The organism is Crateriforma spongiae (genome assembly GCF_012290005.1).
Taxonomy (GTDB): domain Bacteria; phylum Planctomycetota; class Planctomycetia; order Pirellulales; family Pirellulaceae; genus Crateriforma; species Crateriforma spongiae.
On record NZ_JAAXMS010000003.1, the window covers coordinates 541,355 to 554,280 of the forward strand.

Genomic DNA, 12,926 nt, shown 5'->3' on the forward strand with positions numbered 1-12,926 from the left:
GGGCGCGCCGGAGTCACAAAATCGGAAGCGAACCATCGCAGACAATCCTTCCATGGCGGTTCATTCGGTGGGGGCAATCGGCGCAATTCCGGTTCACGCCGGCGGCAGCGTAGCGGGTGTTCCCTATCGGGGGCAATAGAAATTAGGACGCCCCCCGATCCACCGGCGTGATGTTCGATGCGACCAAAATCTGCGGCGCCAAGACGGCGTTTGGGCGGCTCGGCGAGGCCGGCGAATTCCAGGTCGCCGTGATTTTTCCAAGCCGTCTTTCGCCCGATTGGACGGTTTTGCTATGTCCGCTGTTCGGGCCGCCCACCACGCATCGGCGTGACGGCGGTCAAGGCGAACGCTTCACCGTCACCCTCCCCCCCCCGTCACCGGAAAGCAGATTCATGAACCGTCCCACCGGATCGATGATGATCCTGTTGATCGCGACCGCGATGCCGGCCGTCGCCGAACCTCCCAAGTTCTTGTCGCGGATGTTCAACAAATCCGCCAAGCCGATTGAAACGGCCGCCAATGGTCGTGCGTTGGCGGTGGAAGATGGGCCTTGGATGATTCTGGCTCATACATTCGTGGGCCCCAACAGCCAAGAGAAAGCCGAACGCTTGGCCGGCGAGCTCAGCAGCAGCATGAACCTGCCGACGTTCGTGTACAAGGAAAAATTTGACTTCACCGATGGACCCAAAGCCAAGCCGCACGAAACGCGACGGGTTCGCTACGCCAATCCTTACGAATACGAAGCCTACGCCGTCTTGGTGGGCGAGTATGACGATTTGGAGCACCCCAATGCGGAGAAACACTTGCGTCAAATCAAGTCCGCGACGCCGGCGATCTTCAACGATCAGCAGGTGATGGCGGAGGAAACGAATTTGATGAATCCGGTGACGGCGATCAAAGCGGTTCACCAAAAGCTGCTTGAATCCCGCGACAACGAAGCCGGTCCGATGTCGACCGCTTTCATGACTCGCAACCCGATGTTGCCGCCGGAGTACTTTCAATCGCCACGTGTCGATTCGTTCGTCGAAAGCTTGAACAAGGACATGCCGCATAGCTTGCTGCAGTGCGAAGCGAAATACACCGTCGTTGTGCGAACGTTCCAAGGGTTCGGCTTGATCGCCAACGGGAAATTCGAACAGAACTTTACCCCCAGCCCCGAACGTCTGGACAAGTGCGCCATTGACGCGGGCAAGATGGTGACGGAGTTGCGGAAACAGGGCGTCCAAGCGTTTCAGTTCCATGACCGTGACAAATCGATCGTGACGATCGGCGGTTTTGATAACCTGGGGCGTGAACTGCCCGACGGGACGTTTGAATACGCACGCGAGATTCGTCAGGTGATGGACAAGTATCGGGCGTTCAACGTGTCCGAAGACGTCAATCGCCAACTGGCTCAATCCGGCAAGCTGAAACAGAACAACCAGACGGCCGCCAATCACGTCGCGAACATCCCGTTCGATGTCCAGCCGGTGCCGATCGCCGTTCCCAAGCCGTCCAAACGCAGCCTCTACAGCCGCGCGTTCAGTCGATAGACTGGCCGGCCGACGTCGGTCAAAAACAACCCAGCATGGCTCTTGATCCAAGCCAAATTTTTTGGGCTCGAGTTTTTCTAGCTCGAGATCAGGGCCACAGGGATGCAAGCGGGGCTCGCCCACCGGGCAGCGTCCACGCCGGTTCGACCGACACGTCCGTCCGTAAGTTCCGAATCGACGGTTGATTCATTGATGTTCGAACTGGTCTTAGGAACCGGCAATCAAAAGAAGCTTGTCGAAATCCAACGCATGATGCCCGCCGATCGTGTACGGCTGAAAACGCTGGCGGATTTCCCCGACCCGATCGATGTGGTCGAAGACGGGACGACATTTGCCGAAAACGCTGCCAAGAAAGCTTGCCAGCAAGCGAAGCACCTTGGCGTCTGGGTCTTGGGCGAAGACAGCGGCTTGTCCGTGGACGCTTTGGATGGGGCCCCGGGTGTATTCTCGGCCCGCTATGCAGGTCCGGCACAAGACGACGAGGCGAATTTGAATAAGTTATTGGATGCGTTGCAGGGGGTTCCACCGGAGCGTCGGTCGGCCCACTACACCAGTTCCTTCTGTCTTTCGGACCCCGACGGTGCGGTCCGCCTGACGGCCGAAGGCATCTGTCGTGGCCGGATCATTACCGAGCGGCACGGTCAGGGCGGGTTCGGTTACGACCCGATCTTTCAGTTGCGTGAATACCATCAAACGTTCGGGCAACTGGACTGGGTGGTCAAACAGGCACTGAGCCACCGCAGCCGGGCGCTTCGTCAGTTTTTGCCGCGTTTCTTGCGGCTGATCGGGTCCGACGGCGTGGCCTGAATCCGATCGAAATCCTGCGCCCCGGCATCGTGGCGGTGGTGCCCACTTCTCAAAGGCGGTCGTTACCGGACCGGCATCAGCGTTTTCGACGGCTGGACCACCAGGTGTCCGATAGCGGCGCCCGAGTCCGGGTGGTTTCCTGTCGAAACAATTCACCGATCAAAATTTGAATTTCCGGCGGCCGCTGAAACCGGCGAGCCGTACCAGGGGTAAAACTGTTTAGAACGCTGTGGACCTGAATTTGCACGGGTGCGACGGCAAAAATGAGTTTTCCAGTTCTGAAGTCCCGACATCTAAGGATGAAAAACCGATGAGTTCCCTTTTCCGGACGCTTTCACTGCGTGCGGCTGTTGTAGCGATGCTTGTCGCCGCGGTCCCGACCGCCGGCAGCATTGCGCAAGCCCAAGAGCAACTGGCGCCATCGTCCAACCCGGCCGCCGGCGGTCAGGTTTCCGAGCCGGTGGTCGTCTTGACGCTCGGCAGCGTCAGCAAGCTGCAAAAGGACGTGCAGTACCTGGCGTCCGCCGTGGGCCAGCCACAGGCCGCCGGGATCTTTTTGGGCATGAGTGCAATGTTCACCAACGGCGTGGACACCACCCAGCCGATCGCCATCACGTTGCCCTTGGTCAACGGCGCTCCCGAACCGGTCGCCCTGATTCCGACCAAAGACGTCCGCACCGTGCTGAAAACGGTTGAGGCACAAACCGGCGGTTTCGACGAACTGGATGACGGGACCTACGTGATCAGCGTCGCGGGAACCGTGATCTACATCAAGCAAAGTGGTGACTGGGCGATCGTGTCCCGCAAACGCGAAATGCTGTCGACCGTCCCGAATGATCCGACCACTTTGTTCGCCGGCATGGGCAACAATTATGACTTGGCGGTTCAGCTGAAGATGCAACTGGTCCCCGCCAACGTTCGTGCGATGTTGATCGGACAACTGCGTCAGGGCTTCGAACAAGCCATGGAACGACAAGGCGGCAGTGATGATGAGTCCGCCGCGTACGCCGAATCGACTCTGGATCAGCTGGAACAGTTGATCGAAGACACCGAAGAATTGTTTGTCGGCTGGAATACCAACGTCGAAGCCAAACAGCTGGAATTTGATTCTCGATTTGTCGCCGTTGATGGCAGCAAGTTGAGTGCGATGTACAGCGACCAACAGCCGATCCCGTCGCGCTTTGCCAGCGTGATTCGTGACGATGCCGCCGCCTATTTCCACGGTGCCGCTTCGCTGGGTCCGGCCTTGGTGGAACAGAGTCGCGATAGCATCAGCGGTTCGGTCACCATGGTCAAAAAGGCGTTGGAACAATCCGACGAACTGAACGAAGACGAAATGGCCGACGTCAACGAATTGATTGACGCGGTTGCCGGTTTGGTCATGGATTCGATCGCCGAAGGCAAGACCGACGCCGGCGGTGTTCTGTTGGCCGACACGGGATCCTTGCAATTCGCCATGGGAACGTTCGTTTCCGACGGCGATGAAGCGGCCCAAGTCGTCAAAGACTTGGCGGCGAAGTTGGAAGGCAAGCCGAACACGCCGCGATTCAAGTTCGACATGTCCGAGTACGGTGGCGTGACAATCCACTTGATCGAAGCCGACGTTCCGGAAAGCGAAGACGAAGCGCGTAAAGTGCTCGGCGACGTGCTGAAGGTTTACGTGGGGACCGCCGATGAAGCGGTCTATGTGGCCATCGGAGATGCCAGCGTCGATTTGGCCAAAGAACTGATCGATTCAGGAGCCACGAATCAAGCCGCTGGTGAAGCGTTGTCGCAAGGACGCATCTTGATGTTGCCGATCTTGAAGTACGTGCGTTCGATCGAATCGAATCCGGTGATCGATGCCATGGTGCAATCCCTGACCAACGAAAACCTATCGGGTCAGGTCGAGTTCACGGCAAATTCGATTCCCAGCGGCCAAAAGGCAAACCTGGTTGTCGGCGAAGGCGTGCTGAAAGCCGTCGGTGCTGGAATCCAAGCCGGTCAGGCGGCCAAACAAGCCGGCGGTGACTTCTAAGCATCGTCGACCGTATTGGCGGAACGAGTAAAATGATGAAAGCTGGAGGCATCCCACGAGGGTGTCTCCAGCTTTTTCGTATTGGCAACCAACAACGTCCACGGCCAACCGGTTCGCCGTTGGACGCTTATCACTTGCGTCAAACGTATGTCGAAAAGAAAAACATGGATCCTGGCCACTGGCGTTTTTGTGGTGGTCACAACGGTGCTGTTGTTCTGGCCCGAGGGACAACAGAGTGTGCAGACGGATGCGGCGCCGACGTCCGTTTTGATCGACCAGGATTCGGCTGCTGAAGCTACCCTGCAGGACGTGTTGGAAATGGCCGCCCAGGCGAAAGAGTCCTTGGTCGCCAACGTCGACGATTACACCGCAACATTCGTCAAGCAGGAACGTGACGCCAACGGCGTGCTAAGCCCGGTGTCCAAAATGTTCATGAAGGTTCAAACACGCCACCGTGGCGGACGACCAGGGGCGCCGATGCGGGTGTATTTGAAGTTCTTGGAACCCGGCAGCGACAGTGGACGTCAAGTCATTTGGGCGGAAGATCTGACCAACGGCAAACTGTGGGTCAAGGAAACCGGCATGCTGGGATTGGTTCCCATTCCACCGCTGGATCCCAACGGTGCGCTGGCGATGCAGGGGCAACGTTACCCGATCAGTGAACTGGGCCAAACACGAATGGTCGAACTGTTGCACGAACGCGGTCAGGCCGATTTGGGCGATCCGAATGTGTCCGTCGTCATTCAGGAAGACGTGCCCTTTGACGATCAAACTGCGACGCTGATTCAGGTCAACCGTTCCAAGCCATCCGGCCGGGTTGATGATTTTTCACTGGCGGAAATCTTCATCGACCAACAGCGCAGTCTGATTCTGAAGTATCAAAGTTTTGGATGGCCGAGCGAGGGTCAAGACGACGCACCACTGTTGGAATCCTACACCTTCGAAGATATCCAGGTGAATGTGGGGTTGTCCGAAATGGACTTCGATACCAGCAATCCTGAATACGGCTGGTGAATTCGCTTGGCGATTTTGTCGTTGGCGCGTCACGGTTCAACGGCCTGCCGATTCAAGTGCGTGCGCCATCGCGGCACCGCTTGGCGTGTTGGTGTCTTCGGCAATGCTTTCGGGCGTACCCGTTGCCACAATGTTGCCACCGCCCAAACCGCCAGTCGGTCCAAGGTCGATGATGTGGTCACACGCGGCCAATAAATCGAATTGGTGTTCGATCACTAGCACGGTGTTGCCCGCATCGACCAAGCGTTGCATCACGCCGACCAAACGCGCGACGTCGTCAAAGTGCAATCCCGTCGTCGGTTCATCCATGACGTACAGCGTTTGACCGGTGGCCGGTCGTGACAATTCGGTCCCCAACTTGATTCGCTGGGCTTCGCCACCGCTTAACGTGGTGCTGGATTGTCCAAGGTGCAAATAGCCGAGACCGACATCCTGCAGCGAACGTAATTGTCGATAGGGTTTCGGGATGTTTTCGAACAACTCCGCCGCCTGGTCGATGGTCAGATCCAAAACGTCGGCGATGTTGTGTCCTTTGAAACGCACTTGTAGCGTCTGGCGATTGAATCGTTTGCCCGCGCATCGACTGCAGGTGACATAAAGATCGCTTAAGAAATTCATCTCGATCTTTTCCATCCCCAAGCCGCCACACAGGTCACAGCGACCGGCGGATGAATTGAAGCTGAACCGGTTGGCCGCGAAGCCCAACGATTTCGCTTGCCGCGTGGTGGCGAACACTTTGCGAAGTTCATCCATCACACCGCTGTAGGTTGCCGGGCAACTCCGCGGTGACCGGCCGATGGGGGCTTGGTCGATCGCGATCAGTTTGTCGATGGCTTCGGCACCTTCCAGGCGTTGGTAAGGCCCCGGTGGATCGGTCACCAATCCCAGTGCCTGGGCGACGGCCGGATACAGCGTGTCATTGATCAGCGAACTCTTGCCGCTGCCGGAAACGCCGCTGATACCGACCAGGCAACCCAGCGGGATTGATACGGTGACGTTCCTCAGGTTGTGCGTGGCCGCTTTGTGAAGCACCAATTGTTTGGCTTGGCCACAGTCGCGGCGTGTCGTGGGGATGGGAATCCGGGAATCGCCGCGCAGGTAAGCACCGGTCAAGCTTTTGGGATCACGAGACACGGCGTCCGGGGTTCCGCTGGCGATCAGTTCACCGCCGGCGGTGCCCGCACCCGGACCGATGTCGATCAGGTGATCCGCGCCGCGAATGGTGGCTTCGTCGTGTTCAACGATCACGATCGTGTTGCCTTGATCACGCAACTGGATGATCGCATCGATCAGTCGGCCGTGATCGGCTGGATGCAATCCGATCGACGGTTCATCCAAGACGTAACAGACGCCGACCAGCCCGCTGCCGATGCTGGTGGCCAGGCGTACGCGTTGAAGTTCACCACCGCTAAGCGTGTCGCCGCGTCGGTCGAGTGTTAGGTAGTCGACGCCGACGTTTTGCAGGAATCCGATCCGACGTTGGACTTCATCCACGATCGGATGGGCGATCTTTTGTTCCAGCGTCTCGTCGCCATGTCCGGCCAAACGCTGGTGCAGTTTGCCGAACCAATCCAGCGATTGATCCAGCGGCATCGCGGTCAATTCGGCGATGTTCACGTCGGCGATTTTGACACCACGCCCGACCGGTCCGATTCGTGCGCCGTCGCACTCCGGGCAAATGGCGGTGATGCGGGTCGCATCGGAACGCTTGCCTTCGCGTACGACAATTTCGCCCAGGCCGTCGCAGGTCGGGCATGCGCCGTAGGGGCTGTTGAAGCTGAACGTTCGTGGTTCGATCTCGGCGAAACTGGTTCCGCATCCTGTGCAGGACATCGACGTGTTGAAGAGTTCTTCATCCCACGACTTGGATTCGTTTTCGGTCAGCGCGACCAGGCTGCCGTTGCCCAACCGCAGTGACAATTCCACCGAATCGTGCAAACGTGATTCAATGCCTTCGCGGATGACCAGGCGATCCACCACCGCTTCGATCGTGTGATCCTTGCGGACCGAAAGCGAGGGGACTTCGTCAATGGGGTGGACTTCGCCATCGACGCGGGCGCGAACCAAGCCGGCTTTCTGGATGGCTTCGAACACATCCCGATGGGCACCCTTTCGTCCACGGACCATCGGGCTTAACAGCATCATGCGTGTCCCTTCGGGGCGATCGGCCAGTCGCTTCAGGATCGCGTCGGGTGATAGTTGCGACACCGCGCTGCCGCATTGCACGCAGTGGGCGACACCGATCCGGGCGAATAGCAATCGCAGGTAGTCATAGATTTCGGTGATCGTCGCGACGGTGCTGCGTGAACCGGTGGTGCCCGCTTTTTGGTCGATCGAAAGTGTGGGTGCCAGACCGTCAATGCTGTCCAGGTCAGGCCGCGGGATCTGGTCCAAGAATTGACGCGAATACGCCGACAGGCTGTCGATGTATTGTCGCTGTCCCTCGGCAAACAGGGTGTCGAAAGCCAACGAGCTCTTTCCGCTGCCCGAAACCCCGGTGATCACCGTGATCGCGTGATGGGGCAAGTCGACGTCGATCGACCGCAGGTTGTGGACGCGGGCTCCGCGGATACGGATCGCGTCGGTCTTGGCGGGGCCGGCCGATTTCGAACGGGGCTTGCGGCCGGACGACTTGCGGGCGCCCGTTTGGCGACGGTTGGATGAGCGGGACGTCGGCTTGGCGGGGGCGGAGGACTTGGATTTCGGCAAGGCTGGTCGCAACGAAAGCGGGAAAGACGCGAACGGTCGGCAAGTCGACGATGATGACCGAATCTTATGGCAGTGGGTAGCTTGGGCGTGCATTCCCCATGCCGGGCTTGGTGGTGCGTGGGCGATTGTGAAAGGCACATGGAGGCCTCGTCCGCCGTTGCGGGGGTGGATGCCGCCGTCCGTGTGGCGGGCAAATTGCGATCGACGCGCCCCAAAACACGTCCTATCCTTGAACGCAGGGCCCCAGTTTCTGCCGTTTGGCGGGTTTCCAGTTGCTGCCGCTTGGCAGGGATCCAGTTACTGCCGCTCGGCTGGGCTCCAGTTGCTGCCGCTAGGCAGGGCTGCGGTACCGCCGATGGCCGGTGGTGGCCCTGGCATGACGCGAAATCCACCGCATTGGGGTCGTCGTATCGACCCACACGCTTGCCTCATCCGCCTCGAAACCGATCGCAATGTCACTGTCGCACGAAGCCACGCCGATGATTGACCTCAGCCGGTACGCCGACCGCGAACACCTGTTGCTGGCCAGTTATGCGATGCACAGCCGTGACACCGCGGGACGCGTTCACGATGAATACGGGCATTCGTACCGGGGTCCGTTCAGCCGTGACCGGGACCGGATACTACACAGCAGCGCGTTTCGACGCTTGGCCGGAAAGATGCAAGTCTTCACCGGCGAAATGGGCGTCTATCACCGCACGCGTTTGACACACACGTTCGAAGTCGCGTCGGTTGCCCGCACGATCGCCCGAGTGTTGCGATTGAATGAAGACTTGACCGAGGCGTTGGCCTTGATGCACGACATCGGCCACCCGCCCTATGGTCATTGTGGCGAAGACGTGTTGGCGGAATGCCTGGAAGACGTCGGCGGTTTTTCGCACAACCAATTCGCGTTGACGATCGTCGAGGAATTGGAACAGCGCTATCAAGACTTTGCCGGATTGAATCTGTGCCGTGAAACGCTGGCCGGACAAGACGTGCGAGCCCACAAGGCCGAAGCCGCCGTCGGACGGGCACCGTTGCTGGAAGTTCAGATCGTTGATCTGGCCGACAGCATTGCCTATGACGCACACGACGTGGACGACGCGCTGCAGATGGGTTTGCTGACGATCGAAGAGCTTTCCGAGTTGGCCATCGTGCGACGCTCGCTGGATCGTATCGCCGATGCAGGCAGCCAGATTCAACGCAAGTATGTGCGTCAGTCATTGGTTCATGAATTGATCGATCTGCAAGTCAGCGATTTGTTGCACGGTGCTTTAGAACGTTTGCGACCGTTGTCGGGCTATCGTGCCGAAGACATCAGCAGCGAAGGGATTCGTGTCCATCACAGTGATGTGATCGCCCGAGAACGTAGTGAACTGGAGTCCTTCTTGTTCGACGCCGTCTATCGGCATCCGCGGTTGATGGATGTGCGACGATCGGCGGGCGACCGCTTGCGTCGATTGTTCGACACGTTGTTGGCGTCACCGGGACGGTTGCCGTTGCGATTCCGTGAACGATGTGAACACCACAGCGTGCCCCGTGTCATCGGTGAATACTTGGCCGGGATGACGGACACGTTTTGTGATGCCCAGTATCGCCATATCTGTCAAAACGATGATGGGCCGCTGGCCGACTGGTAATGTTCGGGGCGATCTATCGTGGCGGCATCATTGTTTCGGCTGCCCGTGTCCGCATTTGATGAATGTGCATTGTTTCGCATCGCTTGGATCACCGACCCACACTTGAATCATGTGCCGGCCAGTCGTTGGGACCCGTGGTGCGATGCGTTGCGATCGTCTGATCCCACCGCTTTGCTGATCACCGGTGACATCAGCGATGGTGACGACGGATGGTTTCAACTGGATCGTCTGACGACGGGCGTGACGTGCCCGATTTACTTTGTCCTGGGCAATCATGATTTCTATGGCGGATCCGTCGCCCAGACACGGCGTCGTGCGGTCCAGGCGGCTCGCGAATCCTCGCGGCTGGTCTATCTGACCGACAGCGAACCGATCCGACTGGCCGATGATGTTTACTTGGTGGGTGAAGACGGTTGGGGCGACGGAGTGATCGGGGACGCGCGGACCAGCCCAATCCGCTTGCAAGATTTTCAACAGATCGATGACCTGCGCGGTCGCACCACCGATGATCGTTTGGCAACGCTGCGGGCCCAGGGCGATGAATCAGCGGATCGTTTGCGTCAAAAGCTGATGCAAGTGCCCGACGCGGCAGTGACCGTTTGGGTGGCCACACATGTTCCGCCCTATCGCGAAAGCTGTTGGTATGAAGGCCGAATCGCTGACGATCAATGGGCGCCCTACTTTGTGTGTGGCCGAGTGGGCGAGTGCTTGGATGACGTCGCAGCGCGACGTCCCCGGATGAATTTGGAGGTGTTATGTGGGCACACTCATCACCGTGGCGTCTATCGCCGAGCCCACAATTTGCGGGTGTACACCGGGGCGGCTGACTATGGCCATCCGGCAATCGAGGGCTTGATAGAACCGGGCGGTTTGAAGGGCCTGGCAGGTTCGGCTTGAACCGTGTGGCTTTTCAATGGCGTGGCGTGAATCGGGTGTCGGGATGCCGGCTGCGAAGTGAAGCGATTTGCCCGGTGGACGAAGAGGGAGGCTGTGCTTTCAGGTTCGAATCGAGTCACAAAAAAAGCCCCGCCGGTGATCGGCGAGGCTTTTCGTGATGTTTGATGGGCAAGTCGTTTACTTGGCGGCTGCCAACATTTCTTTCTTGGCCGCGATGATTTCTTCTTGGATGTTTGACGGCACTTGGCTGTACTTGGCCAATTCCATGCTGAACGATCCTTGGCCTTGCGTCATGCTGCGCAGGTCGGTGGCGTAACCGAAGGTCTCGGCCAGCGGGATTTCGGCTTGGATGATGCTGTTGCCGTCGACGACGTCGGTGCTGGTCATCACACCGCGGCGGCGGATGACGTCACCCACGACGGTCCCTTGAAAATCCTCGGGGCATTCGATTTCGACGTTCATGATCGGCTCGAGCAGCTTCGGCGATGCTTGCTTGAAGTATTCGCGGAAGCAACCTTGTGCGGCGGTGTAGAACGCCTTTTCCGAGGAGTCGACTTCGTGGTAGCTGCCGTCGTCCAAGTCGATCCGGGTGCCGACCACCGGGTATTCGGCGACCGGGCCTTTGCCCAGGCTGTCGACAAATCCCTTTTGAATCGCCGGGATGTATTGCTTGGGAATACGACCACCGACGACGTGATCTTCGAATTCAAAGCTGTCTTCGCTGTCCGATTCGATCGGTGACAGCTTGCCAACGATGTGAGCGTATTGACCGCTACCACCGGTTTGCTTCTTGTGCTTGTAATTGAATTCGACAATCTTGGTCGGGCTTTCGCGGTAGCTGACCTTGGGGGCACCGACTTCGATTTCCACGCCGTATTCGCGGCGGATCCGTTCGATGTAAACCTCCAGGTGCAGTTCACCCATGCCGGAGATCAGGATCTCGTTGGTTTCTTCGTCGGTTTCGACGCGGAAGGTGGGGTCTTCCTTGCGGAACCGCTGCAGTGCCTTGCCCATCTTGTCGCCGTCGCTGCGGCTGGTGGGCGTCACGGCAATCTTGATGACCGGTTCGGGGACGAACATGGATTCCAGCGTGCAGAAATCACGTTCGATGCTGTAGGTGTCACCACTGGCCGAATCGATGCCCATGACGGCGATGATGTCGCCGGCGGTCGCCTTGTCGATTTCTTCTCGCTTGTCGCTGTGCATGCGAACGATGCGGCTGAACCGTTCTTTGCGACCGGTCCGCTGGTTCACGTAGGTGCCGCCTTTTTCGATCGTGCCCTGATAGATCCGCATGAAGGTCAGTTGGCCGAACGGATCGTCGACGATCTTGAAAGCCATGCCGACGAACGGAGCTTCCGGATCGGGTTTCAGATCGATTCGCTTTTCTTCGTCCGACGGGTCACGGCCTTTGACTTCGCGATCCAGCGGGCTGGGCAGGTATTGGGTGACCGCGTCCAACAACGGCTGAACGCCTTTGTTCTTGAACGCCGTGCCCATGTAGACCGGGGTGGCACCGTTCAAGACGGCGTCACGGGTCACGCGATAGATCATGTCCTTGGGGACTTCTTCTTCGCTGAGCAGCAGTTCCATGACTTCATCGCTGTAGTTGGACAGCGAATCCAGCATGTGCATGCGTTGTTCTTCGGCTTCGTCTTTCAGGTCATCCGGGATATCGCTGGTGACAACCTTTTCGCCCTGATCGCCTTCGAAGGTGTAGGCGACCATTTCGATCAGGTCGACGACGCCACGGAAGTTGTCTTCGATGCCGATCGGGATCTGCATCAGGAACGCGTCGGCGCCCAGCTTTTCACGCAGTTGTTCGACGACACGACGGGGGTTCGACCCGGTACGGTCCATCTTGTTGATGAACGCCAAACGCGGGACGCTGTAACGTTTCATTTGTCGGTCGACGGTGATCGACTGGCTTTGCACGCCGCCGACGGCACACAGAACCAAGACGGCACCGTCGAGAACACGCAGCGAACGTTCCACTTCGACGGTGAAGTCGACGTGGCCGGGGGTGTCGATCAGGTTGATCGCGTGATCTTTGTATTCGACGCTGGTCGCGGCACTGGTGATCGTGATTCCACGTTCTTGCTCCAGCTCCATGTGGTCCATGGTCGCGCCGTCGCCGTCCCCGCGGACTTCTTCAATCTTGTGAATGCGGCCGGTGTAAAACAGGATCCGCTCACTGAGGGTGGTTTTGCCGGAGTCAATGTGGGCACTGATCCCGATGTTGCGAACCTTCTCCAATTTCATACTCTTCTAAACCTCTACTGGCGCCGGCGATGGGATTCGACGTGTTCCGGATTCGACGCGTCAGAC

General features: G+C 58.5%; 8 protein-coding genes. 6 read left to right on the forward strand and 2 right to left on the reverse strand.

What is annotated here, in order from left to right:
- The first annotated feature begins 392 nt into the window (after positions 1-392).
- The 4 genes from HFP54_RS10150 (at position 393) to HFP54_RS10165 (ending at position 5,370) form a co-directional block, all read left to right on the forward strand.
- Positions 393-1,532: a hypothetical protein gene (locus tag HFP54_RS10150; protein ID WP_168565045.1), complete on the forward strand. Its 1,140-nt coding sequence runs from the start codon at positions 393-395 to the stop codon at positions 1,530-1,532.
- Between the two features lie 192 nt (positions 1,533-1,724).
- A complete protein-coding gene (rdgB, locus tag HFP54_RS10155) occupies positions 1,725-2,339 on the forward strand; it encodes an RdgB/HAM1 family non-canonical purine NTP pyrophosphatase (RefSeq protein ID WP_146415160.1) in 615 nt (204 codons plus the stop codon).
- A gap of 310 nt (positions 2,340-2,649) precedes the next feature.
- A complete protein-coding gene (locus tag HFP54_RS10160) occupies positions 2,650-4,356 on the forward strand; it encodes a hypothetical protein (RefSeq protein WP_146415158.1) in 1,707 nt (568 codons plus the stop codon).
- 147 nt (positions 4,357-4,503) lie between these two features.
- Positions 4,504-5,370, forward strand: coding sequence for a DUF1571 domain-containing protein (locus HFP54_RS10165; protein WP_168565046.1), 867 nt, complete (start codon positions 4,504-4,506; stop codon positions 5,368-5,370).
- 36 nt (positions 5,371-5,406) lie between these two features.
- Here HFP54_RS10165 and uvrA read toward each other — a convergent pair whose 3' ends face one another.
- The gene (gene uvrA / locus HFP54_RS10170) at positions 5,407-7,947 is read right to left on the reverse strand and encodes an excinuclease ABC subunit UvrA (RefSeq protein WP_390657147.1); all 2,541 of its coding nucleotides are present in this window, start codon (positions 7,945-7,947) and stop codon (positions 5,407-5,409) included.
- Between the two features lie 584 nt (positions 7,948-8,531).
- Here uvrA and HFP54_RS10175 point away from each other — a divergent pair.
- Both HFP54_RS10175 and HFP54_RS10180 read left to right on the forward strand, forming a co-directional pair.
- Entirely contained in the window at positions 8,532-9,701 is a 1,170-nt protein-coding gene (locus tag HFP54_RS10175) for a dGTP triphosphohydrolase (protein ID WP_235951540.1), read from the forward strand.
- Positions 9,702-9,746: 45 nt separating this feature from the next.
- Positions 9,747-10,598, forward strand: a complete 852-nt coding sequence (locus HFP54_RS10180; RefSeq protein ID WP_315853872.1) for a metallophosphoesterase family protein — start codon at positions 9,747-9,749, stop codon at positions 10,596-10,598.
- 177 nt (positions 10,599-10,775) lie between these two features.
- Here the strand turns inward: HFP54_RS10180 and fusA are convergent, their stop codons facing one another.
- A complete protein-coding gene (gene fusA / locus HFP54_RS10185) occupies positions 10,776-12,860 on the reverse strand; it encodes an elongation factor G (protein ID WP_146415152.1) in 2,085 nt (694 codons plus the stop codon).
- Positions 12,861-12,926 lie beyond the last annotated feature (66 nt).

Coding starts and splice junctions, on each gene's coding strand:
- HFP54_RS10160 (WP_146415158.1), top strand. CDS start 2,650: ATGAGTTCCCTTTTCCGGACGCTTTCACTGCGTGCGGCTGTTGTAGCG.
- rdgB (WP_146415160.1), top strand. CDS start 1,725: ATGTTCGAACTGGTCTTAGGAACCGGCAATCAAAAGAAGCTTGTCGAA.
- HFP54_RS10165 (WP_168565046.1), top strand. CDS start 4,504: ATGTCGAAAAGAAAAACATGGATCCTGGCCACTGGCGTTTTTGTGGTG.
- fusA (WP_146415152.1), bottom strand. CDS start 12,860: ATGAAATTGGAGAAGGTTCGCAACATCGGGATCAGTGCCCACATTGAC.
- HFP54_RS10150 (WP_168565045.1), top strand. CDS start 393: ATGAACCGTCCCACCGGATCGATGATGATCCTGTTGATCGCGACCGCG.
- HFP54_RS10175 (WP_235951540.1), top strand. CDS start 8,532: ATGTCACTGTCGCACGAAGCCACGCCGATGATTGACCTCAGCCGGTAC.